The sequence below is a fragment of the Synechococcus sp. R60.1 genome (assembly GCF_047461835.1).
GTDB lineage: Bacteria > Cyanobacteriota > Cyanobacteriia > Thermostichales > Thermostichaceae > Thermostichus.
In genome coordinates this window covers 14893-36056 of the sequence record NZ_JANSIA010000005.1, presented here as the reverse complement: position 1 = coordinate 36056, position 21164 = coordinate 14893, and the positions used below count along the sequence as shown (strand labels likewise).

Sequence of the window (21164 nt, the reverse complement as noted above, 5' to 3'; positions counted from 1 at the left end):
TTGACTCGAGGTAAATTTTGATGTCTTTGTTAAGATGAAGTGTTGAATACTACATTTCACTGAGGTAGACTTCGCCTACTCTGTGGCCTTAATCACTTCCTTGAGGGGTTGTCGATTGTTATGATAGATGTAAACCTAGCCCTAAGCATAAATTACTAGTTAGGTCATTTGCAGCTAGGCGGAGCCCCACAGAGGCCAATTCATTAGGGAGGAGTGTGATGTTCACACGGTTGGCGGAACAATACCGCAGCTATGTTCAAGATCTGGTGATGAGTTTGCAGGCCCTGGCCATCGTTTTGGAGAAGCGGGGCTACCCAGCCTCTTGCTACACCTGTGGTACGTCTTTCGAGAGTGCCTCGTTTATGGTCAGCTTACGAGAGGGGCACCTGATTCGCTTTTTGGTTTCCGAATGCTCCATTAGCTGGACAGAAATGCGGGATGACCGAGAGCTCATGAAATTGGAAGGAGCAGAGGCGATTCACCAACTGCAAGAGCTGGCAGAGCTTATCAAAGATGAGCTGTTGGTCGCCGCCACGCCGGCTGAAGCTCTGGTGGCCAGCACCTGATCCTGGCAGGCCCTAGGTCTGCTCAAACCCAAGCCGTAGCCGATTGGACAACTAAGCCTAACCTTCTAGGCCGCTGCTTTGGAGATTTTTCCCCTGTTGAGGAGTAAGGGTGGAATAGGGATCCCCCTCGACGGAGTGGCAGTTGGCTGGCTGCCCATGCCGCTTGTATGGGGATCCCAGATGACCCGCTCTCCCAGCTTGTATCTGGAGTGGTTTGTGGCGGCAAAGCCTCTCTGAGTAAAGTCTGAGTAAGGTGTCACCGCTGCCAGGGATCCCCTGTTGATGGCTTTATCTTATAACTCTGACCCAATACCCCCAAGGGGATTCGAACCCCTGTCGCATCCGTGAAAGGGATGTGTCCTAGGCCTCTAGACGATGGGGGCGCTCTCCGACAAGGCGATCCTAATCCTAAAGAAGGATAAGTAAGCTTGTCAACCTTTTAATCTGCATCCCCAGACCCACGCCCTGCCAAGTTCAGAATCAAGATCCCCAGCAAAGCCAGGCTCAGCAGGCTGGCAATCACGATCGGTTCATCTGGGATCACGTCCATCTTGGCTTCGCCTTCCCCCATCGTTAAAAAGCTACACCTCAGACCCGTTCCACATCCCAGAAGAAGAGGGATCCCGCCATAACCACCCCGTCTCCTTGCTGTTCTAGCCGGCTCACACCCCATCGAGCCCCGTACGGAGGCGGGCCGGTGAGTCGTTCTGAGCAAAGCACCCGTCCAGTGGCTTAGACTACACTAGTAAGGACTGACCCATCGTTTGGACTGGCATGATTCCCACCGTTATTGAGCAATCTGCGCGAGGCGAGCGCGCCTTTGACATTTACTCGCGTCTCTTGCGGGATCGGATCATTTTCTTGGGCACCCAGGTGGACGACGACATTGCTAACCTGATTGTGGCCCAGATGCTCTACTTGGAGTCCGAAGACCCTGAAAAAGACATCTACCTCTACATCAACTCCCCCGGCGGCTCTGTCTATGCTGGCATGGCCATTTACGACACCATGCAGCACATTCAGCCGGATGTCTCCACCATCTGCATTGGTTTGGCTGCCAGCATGGGAGCCTTTCTGCTGGCAGGGGGCACCAAAGGCAAGCGCATTGCCCTTCCCCACGCCCGCATCATGATCCACCAACCCCTTGGTGGAGCTCAGGGGCCAGCTACCGATATTGAAATTCAGGCCAAAGAGATCCTCTTCATCAAAAACAGCCTCAATAGCTTGCTGGCCTACCACACCGGTCAACCTCTAGAGCGCATCGAACGAGATACCGACCGCGACAACTTCATGACCCCAGAACAAGCCAAAGAGTACGGCCTCATCGACCAGGTGATCAGCAAGAGACCCCAGCCAACCCTGGCAGCCGTTTCTTGACCGTCCAGGCCCTGCGGGTGGGTTTGCTCTGCTCCCTCAAAGAAGGGAGCTTTTGGTTTTGGCCGGGGATTCCACCCAAAAGATATTAAGAAAGCCAAAGAAATCTGTATTCTCAGCGGGAAGCAGGGGGTCTTACTTTAATTAAACTAATCAAACTCATAAAGAAAGTAATGATCAGCCCATTATTGCGGATGGTAGCTTAGGATTAAACCTATATAGAGTTGTGTTTGCCGAGATTCTAGCTTAGGCGCTGTATAAATTCCTTTCCGCTGGGTTTGCAAATCCAGGGAGTCGAAGCTAGTAATTGAAGGCGCTCGAAAAGAAGGGTTTAGGGCTTCCATCCGCCGGGATGAAGAGTGTCTTAAAGCCCAACTTTGGCCTCATGGTTGTGGGGCGGTCTTATTCACGGAAACTCGGCGGTCTCGAGTTTTGGCCCTGAGTTTTTCCTCTTGGTTGCATCCGTGAAGGGCATTTTCTGGTTCTGTAATTCGTTCAGAGGGAGATCAACGTGGCCTACTCAGCAACCCAATCCAAAAGCGGCTATCAAGCCGGGGTGAAGGATTACCGACTCACCTATTACACTCCCGACTACACACCTAAGGATACCGACGTCTTGGCCTGTTTCCGAGTTACCCCTCAACCGGGCGTTCCTCCCGAAGAGGCGGGGGCAGCCGTGGCGGCTGAGTCTTCGACGGGCACCTGGACAACGGTATGGACCGATTTGCTTACTGACTTGGATCGGTACAAAGGCCGCTGCTATGACATCGAGCCGGTTCCCGGCGAAGACAACCAGTACTTCTGCTTCGTCGCCTATCCGCTGGATCTGTTCGAGGAAGGCTCGGTGACCAACATGCTCACCTCGATTGTGGGCAACGTTTTTGGCTTTAAGGCCCTAAAGGCGCTGCGGCTGGAAGATGTACGAATTCCGGTGGCCTACCTGAAAACCTTCCAGGGCCCTCCCCATGGCATTCAGGTGGAGCGGGACAAATTGAATAAGTATGGCCGTCCGCTGCTGGGCTGCACCATCAAGCCCAAGTTGGGCCTTTCTGCCAAAAACTACGGGCGGGCCGTGTATGAAGCTCTGCGGGGCGGCTTGGACTTCACCAAAGATGACGAAAACATCAACTCCCAGCCCTTCCAGCGCTGGCGAGATCGCTATCTGTTCGTGATGGAGGCTGTCCACAAGGCCCAAGCGGAAACCGGCGAGATCAAGGGCCACTATTTGAACGTGACGGCGCCCACCTGCGAAGAGATGTTCAAGCGGGCCGAGTTTGCCAAGGAGTTGGGCGCCCCTATCATCATGCACGACTACTTGACAGCCGGCTTTACTGCCAACACCAGCCTGGCCAAGTGGTGCCGGGATAACGGCATTCTGCTGCACATCCACCGGGCAATGCACGCGGTGATCGACCGGCAGAAGAACCATGGCATCCACTTCCGGGTGTTGGCCAAGTGTTTGCGCATGTCCGGTGGCGACCACCTGCACTCCGGTACGGTGGTGGGCAAGCTGGAAGGCGACCGCGCCATTACGATGGGCTTTGTGGATCTCATGCGGGAAAACTACGTAGAGGCCGATCGCTCCCGCGGCATTTTCTTCACCCAAGATTGGGCTTCCATGCCAGGGGTGATGCCGGTGGCTTCCGGTGGGATCCACGTTTGGCACATGCCGGCGCTGGTGGAAATCTTCGGCGACGACTCGGTGCTGCAGTTTGGCGGCGGAACCTTGGGACACCCCTGGGGCAACGCGCCGGGCGCAACCGCCAACCGGGTGGCCTTGGAGGCTTGTATCCAAGCTCGTAACGAAGGTCGAGATCTGGCCCGCGAAGGCAACGACATTATCCGGGAAGCAGCCAAGTGGTCGCCAGAGCTGGCGGCTGCCTGCGAGCTGTGGAAGGAAATCAAGTTCGAGTTCAAGGCCGTCGACACCCTCTAGAGATCTGCTGGGGGCAAGGGATCCCCACGGTTCTCTTGCCCTGCTGGCTCCCTCCCTGGATCGGCAATGGATCTGAAACAGATCGCCAAGGACACTGCCAAGACCTTGATCAGCTACCTGACTTATCAGGCGATGCGCACGGTGCTGGCCCAACTGAGCGAAACAGATCCCCCCAGGGCCCTTTGGCTACAGCAGTTCTCCGCTCGGCAAAACCTTCAGGATGGAGAAGCCTACCTGCGGGCTTTGTTGGCTGAGCGTCCTGAGTTGGCCTATCGCATCATGACCGTTCGCGAGCACATTGCTGCGGAGGTGGTGGATTACCTGCCGGAGATGGCCAAATCCGGCATCCAGCAAGCCAACATGGAGCACCGCCGCAATCATCTGGAACGGATCACCTCGGCGACGGGATCCCTGCCCGTTACCCACCCGGAAGCGGGATCCCCCCCGCAAAACCCTAGACCCGAAACGGAGTGACACCGATCATGCAAACCTTACCAAAAGAGCGCCGCTACGAAACCCTCTCCTATCTGCCGCCGCTGACGGATCTGCAGATCATCAAGCAGGTGCAGTACATCTTGGATCAGGGCTACATCCCGGCCATAGAGTTCAACGAATCGTCTGAACCGACGGTTCGCTATTGGACGCTGTGGAAGCTGCCCCTGTTCAGCGCCACTTCTCCCCAGGAGGTGCTCAGCGAAGTGCAGGCTTGCCGCAGCGCCTACCCCAACTGTTTCATTCGCGTGGTGGGGTTCGACAACATTAAGCAGTGCCAAGTGCTCAGCTTCCTGGTCTATAAGCCCAGCGGCCTGCGCTAAGGGAGCTCTGGTCAGCGAAAGGGGAGAGCTTCTCCCCTTTTGGTCAAGCCTCCTGGCTTGACTTCTTTGTATGGCCGTTCTCGGTGGCACGGCAATAGAGACCGTGGTTCGGTAATGGTCATGTACAACGTTGCCGTCAACGGGCAACCGGGGTTGGGAACCAGCCTCGTTGGTCTCGGATGTTGCAGCACTCCTTCAGAGACCTGCGGGTCTATGAAGCAACTGGGACAGAGGAAGGGACAAAAACCTCACTGTTAAGGGGATGGGGCACTAGAAACCCCATCTGCCTATACGGTGGGGTAGTTCATGGTGACCCTATTTCTAGGATCCGATGCCCATAAGGGATCCCAGCCCTACCGCCAGAAGAGCGGCCAAAGTTGTTTGAATGCCGTTCACGACTTCGTTGGTCATCCAGGCCAAACGGGGTTGTAACACCACTCCCATCCAGCTTTCCGCCAGGGTGGCCAGGATCCCAGCCAGCCAGCAGATGCCCAACCAAAATGGGCTTTCCCCCACCCACTCCCCGCCAATCCCCCAGGCCAACCCGGCCATCCCTGCCGCTGCCGTCACCCCCGCCAGGGATCCCTCTAGGCTCACGGCTCCTTCTGTGCCCGCCGGCACGGACTGGAAGGTGGTGATCAAAAAGGTCTTGCGGCCATAGGCTTTCCCCACCTCGCTGCTGACGGTATCGGCCAATTTCGCTGCAAAGCTGGCGCTGTATCCCAACCACCACAGGGGATGCGGGAAGAAAGCGTATCCTAGCGCACATACTGCCCCGGTTAAAGCGGATCCCCAGACGTTCTCCGGCCCTCGCGCCCCCTCTCGCTTTTCGGCGATCCCCTGCGCCTGCTTGCGCCGGATCCCCAGTTTGGTTACGGCTGTTCCCACTAAAAAATAGGCAGCTACCACCGCGTAGCCCCGCCCCCCCAGCCCCCCCCACACCAGCAGGCCCAGCAGGCCCGCGTGGATGACCCCTGCTCGCGTCAAAGCCTTCTGAGGGCTCAGCAGACCCAGCACCACCAGAGCCAGGTTGAGCCAGAGTGCCACCCCCCACTGACTCAGAAGCCACGCTTGCCACATATACCCTTAAACTTTATCCACAGCAATTTGGCCAGATAATCCTCAGTACAAGCACCAATATAGCAATCCGTGTTAAATCGCAAAAAAATCTTTTATCGACTAAATGCCTCTCCCTGTAAACGTGCCGGTCAAATCTCCCACCACCCTCCTATTCCTCTTAGAAGGAATCAGCACCCGGCCTTCCCTTGTCTATCCTCTCCCTGAATTCCTGAGAATCTTATCCCCTATCACCTTCGTATGCTCTTCTTGCCAACTCTCTGGTAATGCCTCTGCTTGGGTAATATCCTGCTTTGCCCTGCTGTGATTCTAAACACTAACGGCTTCCCCAAACCATCCACACTCACATGGATCTGAGTGCTGTATCCACCTCGACTCCTCCCCAAAGCTTGCTCCCCTTTTTTTGCGGCTGCCCAGGGGTGAGCACGAACGACAGTTGAGTCAAGGATAAGATGCTCTAAGTCAGGGTCTTTCCCAAACTCCCAAGCAACTCCAGCGATGGAATCTCTGGTGTATCATTTTCCATATCTTTTTGGGAGGTAGCGCCACGGGGATCCAGAGCGAGCTATTACAGCAGGCCTTGGATAAACTGTTTGCATCCTGCCTCTTTGCCGATGTGGATCTGGATTCTGTTTTCAGGAAAGCTATAATTTTTTGCTATTTTATTTGCTGTGATCTGCAGCAAGATAACTCATCAGACCTTACCCAAAAACTGTCCTTATCATAACTAAATGCAAAAAACCTAACGACTACACCTTTTGCCGTTCAACTGGGATCTTCAGCCAACGGCTTAGTTCCGAGGCCAACCACTCCAGCTCTGGCTCCTGCAAAGGGATCCCCGCTCCCAACTCGTATTTGCGGTTGCCCGCCCAGATGTTCAACTGTGGGCTTTGGCATGGGATCAGCTCTAGCCGGTCAATATCCCATCGCCGACTGGGGGGAACTCTGCGAAAGCGCAGGCCAAACACCTCGTAAACCAGGCGAATGTATTTTGTGTCGATCCGTAGGTGGACTTTGCCGAATAGACCGTAGAGGATCACGCCCACCATCACCAACCCCACCGTCCAGAAGGGCAGGATGAATAGGCCAAACAACAGATTGGCCGGAAAAGGCGCATGCCCAACCGATATGATCGTGGAAAAGGTGATGACGGAGTTCCAAGCGATGGCGAAAGGCAGCAACGCCAAAACACCGGTTTGCCGGGCCGGGATCACCACCTGAAAGGTCTGTTCGGACTTGTGCAGTTGAATCCGGCTGCCTGCTGGCTGTCGAGGAGGGACTGCTGCTGCGTCTGAGGGAATCAAGGCGGGACGACGATCCAAATGCTCCAGCGCCTCCAGGGCCTGCCGGGCGGAAGCGGGACGATTCGCCACCAGAGGCTCCGTCAACCACCGCAGCCAGTCGCGAAAGGGCGGGCTCAGTTGCACCGCTTGCTCGAACGCAATCCGGGATCCCTCCTGGGGCAAGTCCGCCGGATGCTGGCCCGTGAGCAGGTGAATCAGCGTGGCGCCCAGGCTGTAGAGATCGGAAGCGGGCACGGTTCTGCCGCCAAATTGCTCCAGGGGCATGTAGCCGTAGCTTCCCACCACAGTGTAGGATCCCTGCTCCCGGGGGGCAGCAGCCTGCACAGAGCCAAAATCCACCAGGTACACCTGCCCGTCGGCTGCCAACAGAATGTTGCTGGGCTTGAGATCCCGGTGAATGACGGGGGGATGGAGTTCGTGCAGGTAGACGAGAATGCGCAGCAACTTTTGCGCCAGATCCCGCACCTCCGGCTCGGCAAAGCGCCGCCCTTGCTCGATCCACTCCTGTAGCGAGGGGGCTTCGATATAGGTTTGTACCAGCGCTAAGCCACGCCCTCCCTTGAGGCTGATCTCGAAGTGGTCACGGTATTGGGGAATGGCCGGATGGGAGAGGGTCTGCAGGATCTGGGCTTCCCGCTCAAACAGTTTCAGGTCGGCCCAATCAAAGTCTGGCCCAAAGAGCAGCAGCTTGATCACCACCTGTTCCGAGGTGAGCAAATCCTGAGCCAGGTAGGTGTGTCTGCCGCTGCGCTTGCTCAATCGCCGCTCTGGCCGATAGCGCTGGCGCCAAATTGGGCGCTCTGGAGCCATATCCCCTCCTCAGGTCCGACCCTGCTGGTTGTTTCAGCTTTAGCTTATCCTTGTCCCTTTTGGATCCCTGCCGCCGCGCCCCTCAAAAACCGACTAGAGTGAGTGAAGAGATGTAAAGTAAGCTCTCAGGTTATATGGCCTCGAACCTGAAGATTCAAAAAATCCTCTATGTGCGGCTGCCCTGCAACCCCATTTTTCCCATTGGGGTGGTTTATTTGGCCGATCACGTCCACAAGCTGTTCCCCCAAGTTGAGCAGCGCATCTTCGATATGGGCACCTTCCCGCCCCTAGATTTTCGCCGCCGCATGCTGGAGCAGATCGACCAGTTTCAGCCGGATTTGCTGGTTTTCTCTTGGCGAGATATTCAAGTCTATGCGCCGGTGAACGGGCGGGCCGGCAACCTGTTGCAACACTCTTTTGAGTTTTTCTACGCCCGCAACCCCCTGAAAAAATTGCGGGGATCCCTGAATAGCCTCAGGCTGGTGCTGGCCTACTATGGCGAGATTTGGCGCAACACCCGGCTGGTCTGGCAGGGGATCCGCAGAGCCAGGCGCTACAAACCTCACGCTGAAGCGGTGCTGGGAGGTGGGGCAGTCAGCGTCTTCTATGAACAATTGGGCCGCTATCTGCCCAAAGGCACCATCATCTCGGTGGGGGAAGGAGAAACGCTGCTGGAAAAAGTGATCCAAGGGCAAAGCCTTGCTGCAGAGCGCTGCTATCGGGCCAAGCTGGAACAGCCTCGCCCAGGTTTGATCCACGAGCCGCCCCAACCTCTGCAAAAAACCGCCTGTGATTACACCTACATCACCGCCATTTGGCCGGAAATTGACTACTACTTAGAAGGGGGCGACTTTTACATTGGGGTACAAACCAAGCGCGGCTGCCCCCACAACTGCTGCTACTGCATCTACACCGTCATCGAAGGCAAGCAGGTGCGCCTCAACCCTGTGGATGAAGTGATCCGAGAAATGATGCAGTTGTACGAGCGAGGAGTGCGAAACTTTTGGTTTACTGACGCCCAGTTTATCCCTGCCCGCCGCTACATTGAGGATGCGGAGGAATTGCTGCAGAAAATTCTTGATGCCGGCATGACCGATATTCGTTGGGCTGCCTATATTCGGGCCGACAACCTCACCCCAAAGCTGGCCGAGCTCATGGTGAAAACTGGCATGAGCTACTTCGAGATCGGCATCACCAGCGGATCCCAGGAGCTGGTGCGCAAAATGCGCATGGGCTATAACCTGCGCACGGTACTGGAGAGTTGCCGCTACCTCAAACAGGCAGGATTTAACGACCTGGTTTCGGTCAATTACTCCTTTAATGTTATCGACGAGCGACCGGAAACCATTCGGCAAACAGTACGGTACCATCGCGAGCTGGAAGCCATCTTTGGTCGCGACAAAGTTGAGCCGGCCATCTTCTTCATCGGCCTGCAACCCCACACTCATCTAGAAGATTTTGCTCGCAAAATCGGTGTTATCGACGACCGCTTTAACCCCATGCACATGACTCCTTGGACGGCGCGCAAACTGCTCTGGAACCCAGAACCCCTGGGATCCTTTTTTGGGGAAGTGTGTCTGGAAGCCTGGGATCGCAACCCCCATGATTTTGGCCGCGAGGTGATGGATATCCTGGAGCGTCGTCTTGGCCTGGCAGAGTTGGAAGAAGCCCTGAGCGCGCCTCTAACAGGGGTTTACGTGTCTTAGCTCTTGGGCCAGCAGCCTCGCTGAACCGGGCAGGATATGCTGGTCCGAAAGGAGGGATCCCTGTTGGGGTAAGGTGGCTGGCCTTCGAAGGCAGCCGGTTCTCCCTCTGTTCTGCAACCAACTGCTCCCATGCCTACTCTGCCTGCTTCCCCCACCTACTACCAACAGCTGGGGCTTTCTCCCCAAGCCAGCCTGGAGGAGATCAAAGCTGCCTACCGCCAGCGGGCACGCGAACTGCACCCGGATCGGTTGCCTGCCGATATCCCCGCAGGGTTGCGGCAGTTGGCCCAGCGGGAGTTCCTCCAGCTACAACACGCCTACCGAGTTCTCAGCGATAGCCAGCAGCGTCGGGCTTACGATCTCAGCCTCATGTCCAAACCCTTGCCTCCTCATGCGCCGGTGCAGGTGGTGCTTGAGCCGACTGCGACCTCTGTCAGTTGGCTCGCCCTCTTGAGTGCTGGACTGATAGGGGCTGCTCTGTGTTTGGCGGGCTTGGCCCTTTGGAATGCCCTCAACCCGGCCCAAGACTTGGACGCAGCCGGCAGAGTGGCCCTCCAGGCTCCTGCCAACCCGGATCCCTCTCCCTCGCCCAGGCCAGACTCCGGATGGGATGGGGATCTGCCCGCAACCTCTTCAGAGACGATGACCTCGGCCCCGGCTAGTCTTTCTGAAGCCACCTCTCCACCTTCTTCTGAGCAGATTGACCGCTTTGCCCGCACCCTCCTGGCGGTGCAACCTCTTCTGGAGAGCACCCAAAATCGCCTCCAACAGGCCAACAGCAGCGAGGAACGTCGGCAAATCGAACAACAGTTTGAGGCTGCTGCTGCCGAGATCATCGTCGCCCATCAACTGACCCCAGAGGACTATCAGCGCATCTCCGCCAGCGCCCAATTGGATCCGCAGGTGGCAGCCGCCATCACCGCAGCCGTGCGCCGTTGGAGGTCTCCGTCGCGCTAGCGGGACAGGGCCCTTGCGGCCAGCCGTGGAGAAAACACCTCGTAGATGACGGTCAAAGGCTGGCCCCTGTGCAACAAAAGATAATGCCTAGCCCAGAAGGGACCGGGACACTGCAGCAGCCGGGCAACCGGGTCTGCCTCGCCGTAGTAAAGGCCGCGCAGCTCGCGAAAGGTCTCCAGTTTTTCTTGGATCAGATTTTGGCCAATGGGCCGATCGGGATGGGGCAAGTATTGAACCAGATGTTCGGAGTTCCACCAAGAGGTGGCATAGAGCAAGGGCTGTTGAGAGGTTACTCCGCACAGCCAAACCCGCCGCCGCATCAAAGGGGATCCCAGCCGCCCCAAATCTCTGGCCAGCTGTTGCATGGACTTGGGGGCAGTGCCCTGCTCTGCCTGTAAATCAACCCGGCCCGTGTCCAGCAGATGAGCCTGAATCGGCTCTTGGATCAAGGCAGCAAGATTACGGGTGGTAAAGCCATCCCCCAAAAGCAGCAAGCGCAGCACGGGATCCACCTGCACCAGCTCAGGCTGTACCGGGTCTGGCTCCCCCTGCCAATGCAGCTGTAGAGGCCACCAATCGCCTTGGCCAGAGGAGACATTGCCCAAAGAGCCATCTGCAGAACGGAGAGCAGCGCTCCAAGGGGATCCGGCAGCGTCGGCATGGCAGGTGAGGGGAGAAGGGGAAAGTTCCAAGGCAGCGGTTCAGTTGTTAAGTTCTGTATCGCCCTTAGTCTAACCCACCCACCATCTCTGCTCTGAGGAGTTTCCTAGCTCGTGCCCGGCTGAACCAACAGCCGCACCACCCAGGGGACGACCACGACGACACTGATCAGGCGTGCCAAGTGCATGACCACCACTGTGCTGGTTTGGGCTCCCATGTCCAGGGCTATCAGGCTCATGTCGGAAATGCCTCCTGGAGCTGTGCCCAAGATGGCAGTCAAGCGCTCGATCCCCAGCCAACGGGAGATCAGGTACCCCGACAAGACCCCCGTGCCCACCGCAATCACTGTACAGAGCAGGGCTGGTCGCCACAGATCTTTTAGGGCCAAAAGCGTATCGGCAGTGAGCTTGGTACCCAAGAGGATGCCCAATACCACCTGCATGGCAAAGCGAATCCCGGCTGGGGGAGCGGGAATCGGGATCGCCCCCCAGACATTCACCAAACCCACCGCCACCATGGAGCCCACCAGCGCTCCCGCCGGAAGCCTCAGCTTGACCCCGATCAGGGCGCCGGCCAGCCCGATCAACACTGTCCAGAGATAGCTCATCATTTGGGCTTAGCTTTGAGAAAAGAGGAACGCTGTGAGTCCGGGCTTGGCCCAACCCCTCTACGGCACTGGGCACAGACGCCGTAGAAGTCAAGCACATGGTACTCGATCGCGAATTGGTACTGACTGGAAAGCTGTGCCTCCAAATCTTCCACCGGACAATCGGGCAAAGGCACCACCCGCCGACATTCGGTGCAGATCAGGTGGTGGCGGTTGTGGCCATTGCTGGGCAGAACCTGGTAGTAGGTCTGCTGGTCTCCCAAGTTGACCGCTTGCAGCTTGCCCTCATTGCGCAGAGCATCCAAAACTCGATAAACCGTGGCCAGACCGACGGTGTGGTTGGCATTGCGCAACTCCAGAAAGATCTCTTGCGCCGAAAGGGGCTGCGACTGCTGCTCTAGCACCTCCAGAATCAATTTCTGGTTGCGGGTCTGGCGGGAAGAAGACATGATCCCTTCGTGTAGGTCGTTCTTGGGGGTCAACGCTCAGCGTCTGCCTCAGCTTTCATGCGCTCTAGGGTCTGGTGCATCTGGTCAAACATTTGGGTCAGGGAGAGCCCAAACCCCCCAAGCTGAGTTTGCAGTTGTTTGATGGTCATTTGAGCCATAAAGTCGTCGGAGAGTTCCAGCCGCTTCATGAAAATGCGCTGGCGCTCCAGCAACTCCTCCATCTGTTCGATGAAGATTTTTTTGCCTTCCCGGTCGAATTGGCCGTACCGTTGACCAAGCTGCATCAGGTTTTGGAAATCCTGAAACAGTTGCTTGGCTTCCTCTTGGACGATCTCAGAGTCGAAGAAGCTCATGGCCTTCCGTTTGCCCTGAATAAACTGCATTGGGTATACCCATCCTATCCGAATCCGATTGCCTCAGCAGGAGGCAACCCCTCCTGCGAGTACGGGATCCCGCCCTTCTGGCTCAGGATAGACTCTGGCTTGTTTGCCTCGGTGTCCGGTATGCTTCCGTTTCCTTGCGTTAAGGCTTACACTCAGCCGGCTGTGGCCCGGCGGTGGTGCGAACGGGTGCAGGGATCCCGACCTCTGTTTCTGGCCTGCTTGGGGTTTACCGAAACGGCTCTTGTTCCGGGCATTTCGGCTGCCGGCGCTACCCCCTCCTTGCGTCGCTACACAGCTCTTGCCGATGGGGAAGTGTTGCTGGCGGGCCATTCTCACCGCTTGCCCACCTCTCCGGATGGCTATCCTTCCCCAGTGGTGATCAGCTGCGCCATCCTGAGGGAGTTGGGGATCCCGTGCCGAGTGTTCGATTGTGGCTTGCCGGAACCTTTGCCGGGGGCAGAAATGGTGAGCTCTGGGGGAGTGGCCCGCTGCTTGAGCACAGGACAGGCTCTGTCTTTGGAGCAGGTGGGATCCCTTTGGCAAGAAGGGTACGACCGCGGATCCCGGCTGGAGCAAGGCTACTGTGTGATTGGGGAGTGTGTGGCAGGGGGCACCACCACGGCGCTGGCGGTGTTGTTGGGACTGGGGTGGGCAGCAGAGGGCATGGTAAACAGCAGCCACCCGGTCTGCAACCACGCCCAAAAGCTGGCCTTGGCCCGGCAGGGATTGGCCCGTCTGCCAAGGGGAGCTTCTGCTGCTGAGGTGGTGGCGGCAGTGGGGGATCCCATGCAGCCCTTTGTGGCCGGGTTGGCGATGGGCGCAGCGCAACGGGGAGCGGTGCTGCTGGCAGGGGGAACCCAAATGTTGGCGGTGCTGGCCTTGATGCAGCGCTGGGGGGAAGAGCAGGGGATCCCTTGGCCCCCAGAGAACGTGGTTGTGGGAACCACCCGCTGGGTGGCAGAGGATCCCTCGGGCAATACGGTGGCCTTGGCAGAGTTGTTGGGGGTTGCTCCCCTTTTGGCCACCCAACTGAGCTTTGCCAATAGCCGCTATCTGCCTCTACAGGCTTACGAGCGGGGCTATGTCAAGGAAGGGGTGGGGGCGGGTGGGCTGGCCATTGCCAGCAGCCTTTACGCCGGTTGGGGCCAAGCGGAGCTGTTGGCAGCAGTTGAGCGCAGCTACGAACGCCTGGTGCTTCAGGCCGGCTCCAAGGGGGCCATGGTCAACCCCTCCCGCAGCAATTGCTGATGGTAGAGCTCCGCCTGTTCTTGAGGGCCGACCCAAACAACTGCTTGCCCTTCGGCATCCACCTGCACGGTCAGTTGCCGCGCTAGGGGCAAAGTCATGCCGGGGATGTATTTCAGCAGACATTCCGTAACGTGCTGAAAGGTATTGAAATCGTCATCCAAGACGATCACCTTGAAGTGGGGGTAGGGCTGGCGAACCTGGGTTCTCGAGGGCGAGAACTGCTGAGCAGGTCGAGTTGGAGCTTCCGTAGTCATAGCAGAAGAGATCGACACAACTACCGAGTAACTTGGGTCTCTCAGGGGTGAGAAACCGGTCGCTTCTGATGATCTATCTCTATCTAGTTTCTAGTCTAATTGGCATCTTGTTGGCAGCTTGTGTCTGTATTCGGATCCCTTGTCGGTCGTTGGCGTCAGCGATAGAGCATGGTTCCTCTAAAGCTCTTCCCGCAGCGGGCGGCGGGGCTTTTGCCCGCCGAAGTGGCGCTCGAAATACAGGGCAGTGGCCCGGCGTAGAATCCCGGCTTGGGCAAGGGCCTGACACAGGGATCCCCCTGGCGGCAGGTGCTTCTGGATCTGTTCGATTTGGGCGGCGCTGACCAACCCAGAAGCCTTGAGGTAATCGGCCACGTGGCGTCCCCCCGCCAGTTGAACGGAGTAGCCCCCTTCGCTGAAAAATTTGACGGTCTCCGGCTTGAGGCCACTGTGGTGGGCCAGCACATCCGTGAAGGTGCCCCCTTCCTTTTCCCAAGCGTGAATGACGGTTTCGATGCCGGCATTGTCGATTAGGCCAGCCGCCCGCAATTGGGTCAACACCCGCTGTACCCAGGGGGTGGCCCGCTGCAAGGCTTCCAAGTCCTCTTCCCCCAAATACTGCTGCGGGGGCAATTCGCTTTCTGGGGCACTCAGCTCGGCTGCCCAGTCGGCTACGGTCAGGGTCTTGAGATCCTCTGTCTCTGGCCGGGCTTTCTCTGGAGCTGGGGTCGGTGCAGCTGCAGGTGGGGAAGTTCGCCGGGCTTCGGCTACCGCTGCGGCTAGAGCACGGTTTTCCGCTTGGGCCGCCTGCAGTTGGGCCTGGAGCTGGCTCACTTGGGCTTGGGCTTCCTGCAAGCGATCTTGAGTTTCTCGCAGTTGGGCTTGGGTTTCTTGGAGCTGCACCTGCAAGCGGTGGGTGGCCTCGGCAGCTTCTTGGCGAACGTGGGCTAGGTCGGCAGTTAAGCGCTGTTTCGTGGACTGGGCCAGTTGGAGTTGATGTTGGTGCTCCTGCAGCGATTGGTTCAGGGCGGCCACTTGGGCTTCCATTTGCTGCAGAGTATGACGCAGGTGGGTTTGCTCTTGGAGCTGCTGTGCCTGAGCCTGCTGTATCTTCTGCTGCTCCTGCAATCGGGATCCCAGCTCTTGCAGCTTGTGTTTGGCTTGAGATTGCCATTCTGTCAGCTCGTGGCAGCGGCGCCGCAGGGTCTCCAGCTCTGCTTGGGCGGCTTGCAGTTGCGCGGATCCCTGAGTTTGCTGGGCTTGGAGTTGCTCCTCCAGTTCCCGAATGCGCTGTTGGGCAGCCTTTTGTTGTTCTGTCTCCTGTTGAATTTGGGCTTCCAATTGGGCAATGCGCTGCTGCTGTTCCTGCTGGCGGGCTTGATGGTCGGCAACCTGCTGCAGCGATTGTTCGACCAGGAGCTGTTGCTGCTGCCGCTGTTGCTCCAGTTGCGCTTCTAAGATAGCAATTTGCTCTTGGTAGCGCTCCAGTTGGGCTTTGTACTGCTGGGTGGCTTTGTAAGTCTCTTGAGCTACCTGTAGAGGTGAGACGTAAAGAGGGGGCTGATCGGGAATGGTGGACCACTGCTCCACCATCACCTCCCAACTGTTGGCAGCTCCTTTCTGGCGCCGCAGCCGCTGCTGCTTGTCCAAGGCCCATTCCAACCAGTGGGGTTGCACCCAGCCCTGCTTCACCAAGATCTCCCCCAGCTTGCGCTCCGGGTGCTGCCGCTGCTGAATCAGGGCCTGATGGATGTGCTCCAGCTCCAGATACCCATGCAGCATCAAGATCTCGCCGATGCGCACCAATTCGACCGGAATCAATGGGTAGAGATCTCGGGGGGCAACCCAGCCGTGCTGCATACACAGCTCCCCCAACATCAAGGGGTTGTCGGCCTTTTCCCACATGGCCTGAGCCAGTTGGGCGGGGGTGAGCAGTCCTGCTCGGTTGAGGGCTTCTCCCAAGCGGATCTCAAACTTTTCCTGCTCGATGGCGGTTGGGGTGGGGCTGGTCGGCGGATTCATTGGGCCTCTCGGACGGGAAGAGTAAGCTCTGCTACAACTATCGTAGTGGAAAATCCTTAGAGAAGTAGCATGCCGCAACCGAAACGCATTTTGTCAAGCCGAGGATCCACGGATTTTGCCGGAAGGTCGCTTTTTAAGTCCTAAGAGGGGCGCTGTTCTTGGCTTTGGGCAAACTGTTGCAGCCGCCGCAGCATCAGCAATTGTCCCAAGCCCAAGGGCAGGAGAGAGACGGCCTCTACCCGCAACTGCACCCAGCCGTTCCCCCACAGCCAGTCACAGTAGCCATCGGCTCCTCCCCACATCAGCAGGCGCAGCCGTTCCGGCAGCAGGGTTTCCACCTGGTGCATGATCGAGAGGGGGCCCCATTGGGCGGCAAAGGTGCTGCCCAGCTCCAGCCTTTCGGGAAGGGATCCCTGCAGTTGCTGGGGCCAGATCCACTGCTGCAACAATCCCACCTCTGTCAGACAGCGCTGCACGGTCGATGCACTGGCCTCGACTTCAACCCGGATGGTGGAGGATTGAAATGTTCCTAACATATCCGTTCCGCATGGGCGAGCTGGTGACCGGCACAACAGTCTGTGCCACGGTTCTCCCGGCGATGCCTGACTCTATTCTGGTCAATTTGTGGGGTTTGCCCACCCTTTCTCAGCAATCTTGTCTTTGAATCGTCCCCATTTGGTAGCTATCTTTGCCCAGAGCTTGGATGGAAAGATCGCAGCCCACCGAGCGCAGAGGCCCTCCTTCAGCAGCCCTGAGGACTATCGGCATTTGGAAACCCAAGCTGCTCAGCAACAGGCTTTGATCATGGGGGCAGCCACTCTGCGGGCCTACGGCACCAGTCTGCGTATTCGGGATCCCGAGTTGATCCAACGCAGAACCGCTCAGGGCCTCTCTCCCCAGCCCCTGACAATCATCTGTTCCGACAGCGGGGATATTCCTGAGGATTTGCCGTTTTTTCGCCAGCCCCTCACCCGTTGGCTGTGGACAACTCCCAAGGGATCCCAAATTTGGCAGAACCGAACCGGCTTTGAGGACATCTGGGTGGCTGCCGATTGGGATCTGCCGGCACGGCTGGCCCGCCTGCGCAGCTTGGGCATTGAACGGGTGGGGTTGTTGGGCGGGGGGCGGCTTTTGGGGGCATTTCTGCAGGCAGGAGCCTTGGATGAGCTGTGGGTTACCCTCGCTCCGGTGCTGCTGAGTGGATACGCCGATGCCCCTGCCAGCATTGAGGGTTGGCAAGTGCAGGGATCCCCGCCCCAGTTGGAGCTGCTGGAATGCCGCCGTGGCTCCAAGGAGCTGTTTTTGCGCTACCGAGTCGAGTGGCCCTGAGAAATGCTCGACACAAACACAAAAATTTTTGGACAAATTCAGATTTCCCGGAAATCCACAGGTTTTCCCCAGGCTTTCCACAGGCGGGTGGGCCGTTTTCCACAGGGCCTTTCCCTCGGGGGGCGGCATCGGGGGTTTCTGTGGAAAAGTGGAGGTCGGTAAGGTTCAGGCGACTACACCCTGAGAAACGTAACGGGATCGCGCCGTTTTTTCCGATCCCATCAAGACCAATGGCAGGCTTTTGTCCGGTTGGATCCCTGGCTTGGGATTGACATCCCCCATAGGGCAGAGGGCAGAATAGCCCCACCTGAGGGCGAGTGGTGTGGAGATTTTCCCGAGCGCTCTCCTTAGAAAGAAAAGACTTCATCTGTTCTACGGCCCACGACAGGCTTAGGAACAGTTGTGCATGCCCTCCCTCCCATCCGCCGGGATAGGGGCAAGCTATGAACCTATATCGCTTGCTTTTCTGCTTGCGGGCCTGCTGAGGCCCCTAGCCTACCTAGGTTGGGTTTTGGTGTTGCGGGCTCGCTCTGTTCGGGCTGCCCAAGTTCTGGCTGTGGCCGCAGGTTTTGCGGGATGCCGTTTTCTCCCCTCTTGACCCCGAGTGAGTGGTTGGACTATGAGTTCTCACAGCGTTAGCATTTTGAGTGAAATTCCCGAGGAGCTGCATGACACCCTCCAAAACTACCTCTCCCGCCATCCCGACTGGGATCAGGATCGGGTGGTGACGGCAGCGCTCTCGTTATTCCTGCTCCAAAGCGGGGAGAGCGACCGGCGGGCGGCACGCATCTACTTGGACAGCCTGTTTCGCCGCAACTGAGCCCCAAGGATGGCCCGTGAAAACCGGGGCAGTGGGAACCTTTTGTTAGCCTGAGTAGGGATCCTGTCCCACTGCTGTCATTTGGACACTGGGGGGAGGGGGCTAAGAAGTGAAAAGGATCTCAAAAGAGGCAAAAAAGAGGCAAAGACGTGCCACGGGGCTTTGGGCGAGGAAAAGACAACCGGCAAGCGGCTGAGTCACAGGATCCAGAGCGGGGATCCGAGATCCCATCCCCAGAGGCGGCTCTGACGTGGGTTCAACGCTACCGACAGGCGGGGGATCTGAAAGCTGCTCTGCACCTCTGCCGGCAGCTTACCCGCGCCCATCCCCATCTGTTCGCCGCTCAGGCGTTGCTGGGATCCCTTTATCTGCAGATGGGGGATCCCCGCCAAGCTTTGACCCCCTTGCAACTGGCTCTGCACCTGCGGGGGGATTGGGTGCCGGCCTGGCAGGATCTGGGCGATGCCTGGATGCAGCTCGGCAACCCAGAGGAAGCGGCGCGAGCCTACGAACAGGGCCTGGCCTTTGCGCCCGGTGATGGGCAATTGCTTTTCCGATTGGGCAGTTGTTGGCTTACCTTGGGGAAATTGGCCCCAGCGATTGCGGCGCTACGGCAGGCAGCAGCAGCCCAGCCTCCCCAGGTTTATGCTCTGGCAGCTTTGGGGAATGCCCTGATGCTCGATGGCCAAGCTGAGGAAGCGGAAGGCTGGTTTCGCCAAGCTCTCGCCCTTGCACCCCAGGAGGGGCGAATTCTCGTTAACCTCGGCCACTGCCTGCACCTGCAAGATCGCTTGGAGGAGGCCGCCGATTGTCTGCAACGGGCCATCTCGCTGTTGCCGAGGGATGCCCAGCCCCACAACAACTTGGGCACCATCCTGCAAGAACAAAACCGGTTGGAAGCGGCCATTGAAGCCTATCGGCGCAGCTTGCAGTTGGCCCCCCACTGGCCGGAGATCCACTACAACCTGGGCACGGCTTTGCTGACCCTGGGCCGCTACGAGGAGGGGTGGCGAGAATACGAATGGCGGCTGCAGCGACAAGGGGCGACCTACCCGCGCTTTCTTTCCCCTCTGTGGACGGGATCCCCTCTGGGCCGCCAGACCCTGCTGATCTACGCCGAACAAGGGTTGGGGGACACGCTTCAGTTTGTGCGCTACCTGCCGCTGCTGGCCGAGGCCCATCCCCAAGCGCAAATCTGCCTTCGCTGCCAGGAATCCCTCGTGGAGCTGTTCAGAGGGTGCTTCCCCCTTCCCCAGGTGCAGGTGATCTCGGAAACGGATCCCTTGCCCTCTTTTGATTGCCATCTGCCTTTGCTCAGCTTGCCACAGCGGTTGGGTACCACCCTGGAGACGATCCCTGCCTGCATCCCCTACCTTGTCTGTCCCGTTCGCGCAAGTGGGCCGCAGACCTCTTCGAGCCTCTCCTGGCCAGAGCTTTCCCAGGAGCGGATGAAAGTGGGGCTGGTGTGGGCCAGCGGCCGGCGTGCCCATCCTGAGCTCAACCGCGTGCAAAGGCTGAAAAGTTGTCCTCTGGATCTGCTGCTCCAGCACTTGCATGTGCCTTCCATCCAGTGGGTTAGCCTGCAGGTGGGGGAAGATCTAAGGCCGCTGGGATCCCTATTGGAGCAGCACCAAGTGTTGGAGCTGGGATCCCGTTTCCGCAGTTTTGTCGATACAGCCGCAGCCGTTGCCCAGTTGGATCTGGTGATCAGCGTTGATACAGCCGTTGCTCATTTGGCCGGGGCGATGGGCAAGCCGGTATGGGTGCTGCTCCCCTTTGCCGCCGATTGGCGCTGGCTGCTCCATCGAGAAGATAGCCCCTGGTACCCCGGGGTAATGCGACTGTTTCGACAAGACACACCGGGAGACTGGGTTGGCGTGCTGAGGCGAGTCCAGGTTGCCCTCGAAGAGAAGTTGCGAGGGATCCCCTCTCAAGACCGTGCCTGTTCCTCTCCCTGAACGATGCGCTGAAACAGATAGCCGGTGCCTCGGGCCGTCAGGATCAGCTCTGGGTTGCTGGGGTCATCTTCCAGCTTGGCCCGCAGCCGCGAGATGTGGACATCCACCACCCGCGTATCCACATGGCGCTCCGGGGTATAGCCCCACACCTCTTGCAAAATCTCGGAGCGGGAAAAAGGCTCCCCCGACCGACTGACCAACAACTCCAGCAGACTAAACTCCATCCCCGTCAGGCGAATGCGCTCGTCCCGTTTGTAGACCTGCCGCTTGTTGGTATCGATGCGGATGTCCCCCACTTGAATCACCCCGGAACTGGGGATCCCATCGTGGGCCGACCGCGCCACCCGGCGCAACACCGACCGAATGCGAGCTTCCAGCTCCTTGGGCGAAAAGGGCTTGACCACATAGTCGTCTGCCCCCAGCTCCAGCCCTGTGATACGGTCGGCTACATCTCCCAGCGCCGTCAGCATGATGATGGGGATGTCCGATTCTTTGCGCAGCTCCTGGCAGACCCCATAGCCATCCAGCTTCGGCATCATCACATCCAGCACCACCAGGTCGGGATCCTGCTTGTGGAAAACCTCCAGCGCCTCCTCGCCGTCCGAAGCTGTGACCACGTCGTATCCGATCATGGACAGACGGGTTTCCAAGATGCGTCGAATGCTGGCCTCATCATCGACCACCAGAATCCGTTCCTTACGCTGTGCTTCCACGGTGCTGCAACTCCTGAACTTCTAACGGTACTCGGTAAAAGAGAGATCTGAAAAAGAACTGAGGTGGGCGCTAACTTGAGTTGGGCGGATACAGGAACCTCAGGGGCTGCTCCTCAGTTGGGCAGACTCACCGAGTGAAATTGAACACTCACAAGCAATCATCTGCAATTAACCAAAGC

21 protein-coding genes, 1 tRNA gene and 1 pseudogene are annotated in these 21164 nt (G+C 58.1%); 11 read left to right on the top strand and 12 right to left on the bottom strand.

Features of this window, described 5'->3' with window-relative positions; genetic code table 11:
* Window positions 1–218: 218 nt before the first annotated feature.
* Complete coding sequence (locus NW834_RS01685; protein ID WP_414419792.1) at window positions 219–566, top strand: DUF1815 family protein; 348 nt, start codon at window positions 219–221, stop codon at window positions 564–566.
* Window positions 567–876: 310 nt separating this feature from the next.
* Here NW834_RS01685 and NW834_RS01680 read toward each other — a convergent pair.
* A tRNA-Glu gene (locus NW834_RS01680) sits at window positions 877–949 on the bottom strand.
* Window positions 950–1340: 391 nt separating this feature from the next.
* Between NW834_RS01680 and clpP the strand changes: the two genes are divergently transcribed.
* The 4 genes from clpP to NW834_RS01660 all read left to right on the top strand — a co-directional run bounded on the left by clpP (window position 1341) and on the right by NW834_RS01660 (window position 4691).
* Window positions 1341–1943, top strand: a complete 603-nt coding sequence (clpP, locus tag NW834_RS01675) for an ATP-dependent Clp endopeptidase proteolytic subunit ClpP (RefSeq protein ID WP_011434140.1) — start codon at window positions 1341–1343, stop codon at window positions 1941–1943.
* Between the two features lie 508 nt (window positions 1944–2451).
* Window positions 2452–3876: a form I ribulose bisphosphate carboxylase large subunit gene (locus NW834_RS01670; RefSeq protein ID WP_011434138.1), complete on the top strand. Its 1425-nt coding sequence runs from the start codon at window positions 2452–2454 to the stop codon at window positions 3874–3876.
* Window positions 3877–3942: 66 nt separating this feature from the next.
* The gene (gene rcbX / locus NW834_RS01665) at window positions 3943–4350 is read left to right on the top strand and encodes a RuBisCO chaperone RbcX (protein ID WP_414419791.1); all 408 of its coding nucleotides are present in this window, start codon (window positions 3943–3945) and stop codon (window positions 4348–4350) included.
* A gap of 8 nt (window positions 4351–4358) precedes the next feature.
* Window positions 4359–4691 carry a ribulose bisphosphate carboxylase small subunit gene (locus tag NW834_RS01660; RefSeq protein WP_011434136.1) on the top strand — a complete coding sequence of 111 codons (333 nt, stop codon included), beginning with the start codon at window positions 4359–4361 and terminating at the stop codon, window positions 4689–4691.
* 321 nt (window positions 4692–5012) lie between these two features.
* On the opposite strand, the gene NW834_RS01655 is transcribed toward NW834_RS01660, so the two are convergent.
* From NW834_RS01655 to NW834_RS01645, 3 genes and pseudogenes are all read right to left on the bottom strand, one after another.
* On the bottom strand, window positions 5013–5771 hold the full coding sequence (locus tag NW834_RS01655; RefSeq protein ID WP_414419790.1) for a TIGR00297 family protein: 759 nt from the start codon (window positions 5769–5771) through the stop codon (window positions 5013–5015).
* 94 nt (window positions 5772–5865) lie between these two features.
* Window positions 5866–6419 (bottom strand): annotated as a pseudogene (locus NW834_RS01650) (IS5 family transposase); the annotation flags it as partial.
* A 98-nt stretch (window positions 6420–6517) separates the two neighbouring features.
* Window positions 6518–7882 (bottom strand): serine/threonine protein kinase, encoded by a 1365-nt coding sequence (locus NW834_RS01645; RefSeq protein ID WP_414419789.1) that lies wholly within the window; start codon window positions 7880–7882, stop codon window positions 6518–6520.
* Between the two features lie 134 nt (window positions 7883–8016).
* On the opposite strand from NW834_RS01645, the gene NW834_RS01640 reads away from it, so the two are divergent.
* Window positions 8017–9588 carry a photosystem II high light acclimation radical SAM protein gene (locus tag NW834_RS01640; RefSeq protein ID WP_414357551.1) on the top strand — a complete coding sequence of 524 codons (1572 nt, stop codon included), beginning with the start codon at window positions 8017–8019 and terminating at the stop codon, window positions 9586–9588.
* Between the two features lie 129 nt (window positions 9589–9717).
* Window positions 9718–10545 (top strand): DnaJ domain-containing protein, encoded by an 828-nt coding sequence (locus NW834_RS01635; RefSeq protein WP_011434132.1) that lies wholly within the window; start codon window positions 9718–9720, stop codon window positions 10543–10545.
* Here the strand turns inward: NW834_RS01635 and NW834_RS01630 are convergent.
* From NW834_RS01630 to NW834_RS01615, 4 genes are all read right to left on the bottom strand, one after another.
* Complete coding sequence (locus NW834_RS01630; protein WP_414419788.1) at window positions 10542–11237, bottom strand: chorismate pyruvate-lyase family protein; 696 nt, start codon at window positions 11235–11237, stop codon at window positions 10542–10544. The genes NW834_RS01635 and NW834_RS01630 overlap by 4 nt on opposite strands.
* Before the next feature lie 74 nt (window positions 11238–11311).
* On the bottom strand, window positions 11312–11815 hold the full coding sequence (locus tag NW834_RS01625; protein WP_414330730.1) for an AbrB family transcriptional regulator: 504 nt from the start codon (window positions 11813–11815) through the stop codon (window positions 11312–11314).
* Window positions 11812–12261 carry a Fur family transcriptional regulator gene (locus NW834_RS01620; protein WP_414406651.1) on the bottom strand — a complete coding sequence of 150 codons (450 nt, stop codon included), beginning with the start codon at window positions 12259–12261 and terminating at the stop codon, window positions 11812–11814. Before NW834_RS01620 ends, NW834_RS01625 begins: the two co-directional genes overlap by 4 nt.
* Before the next feature lie 29 nt (window positions 12262–12290).
* Window positions 12291–12614: a DUF1825 family protein gene (locus NW834_RS01615; protein ID WP_011434128.1), complete on the bottom strand. Its 324-nt coding sequence runs from the start codon at window positions 12612–12614 to the stop codon at window positions 12291–12293.
* A gap of 150 nt (window positions 12615–12764) precedes the next feature.
* On the opposite strand from NW834_RS01615, the gene cobT reads away from it, so the two are divergent.
* Window positions 12765–13892, top strand: coding sequence for a nicotinate mononucleotide-dependent phosphoribosyltransferase CobT (cobT, locus tag NW834_RS01610; protein WP_041436788.1), 1128 nt, complete (start codon window positions 12765–12767; stop codon window positions 13890–13892).
* Here cobT and clpS read toward each other — a convergent pair.
* The 3 genes from clpS to NW834_RS01595 all read right to left on the bottom strand — a co-directional run bounded on the left by clpS (window position 13841) and on the right by NW834_RS01595 (window position 16701).
* A complete protein-coding gene (gene clpS / locus NW834_RS01605) occupies window positions 13841–14146 on the bottom strand; it encodes an ATP-dependent Clp protease adapter ClpS (protein ID WP_011434126.1) in 306 nt (101 codons plus the stop codon). The genes cobT and clpS overlap by 52 nt on opposite strands.
* A gap of 177 nt (window positions 14147–14323) precedes the next feature.
* Window positions 14324–16165, bottom strand: a complete 1842-nt coding sequence (locus NW834_RS01600; protein WP_414419787.1) for a hypothetical protein — start codon at window positions 16163–16165, stop codon at window positions 14324–14326.
* A 140-nt stretch (window positions 16166–16305) separates the two neighbouring features.
* On the bottom strand, window positions 16306–16701 hold the full coding sequence (locus NW834_RS01595) for a hypothetical protein (protein WP_414349609.1): 396 nt from the start codon (window positions 16699–16701) through the stop codon (window positions 16306–16308).
* 124 nt (window positions 16702–16825) lie between these two features.
* On the opposite strand from NW834_RS01595, the gene NW834_RS01590 reads away from it, so the two are divergent.
* From NW834_RS01590 to NW834_RS01580, 3 genes are all read left to right on the top strand, one after another.
* On the top strand, window positions 16826–17494 hold the full coding sequence (locus tag NW834_RS01590; RefSeq protein ID WP_414389994.1) for a RibD family protein: 669 nt from the start codon (window positions 16826–16828) through the stop codon (window positions 17492–17494).
* A 619-nt stretch (window positions 17495–18113) separates the two neighbouring features.
* Window positions 18114–18314 (top strand): DUF2811 domain-containing protein, encoded by a 201-nt coding sequence (locus NW834_RS01585; RefSeq protein WP_041436785.1) that lies wholly within the window; start codon window positions 18114–18116, stop codon window positions 18312–18314.
* A gap of 149 nt (window positions 18315–18463) precedes the next feature.
* Window positions 18464–20272, top strand: coding sequence for a tetratricopeptide repeat protein (locus NW834_RS01580; protein WP_414426202.1), 1809 nt, complete (start codon window positions 18464–18466; stop codon window positions 20270–20272).
* On the opposite strand, the gene rpaB is transcribed toward NW834_RS01580, so the two are convergent.
* Window positions 20245–20985, bottom strand: a complete 741-nt coding sequence (rpaB, locus tag NW834_RS01575) for a response regulator transcription factor RpaB (RefSeq protein ID WP_011434119.1) — start codon at window positions 20983–20985, stop codon at window positions 20245–20247. The genes NW834_RS01580 and rpaB overlap by 28 nt on opposite strands.
* Window positions 20986–21164 lie beyond the last annotated feature (179 nt).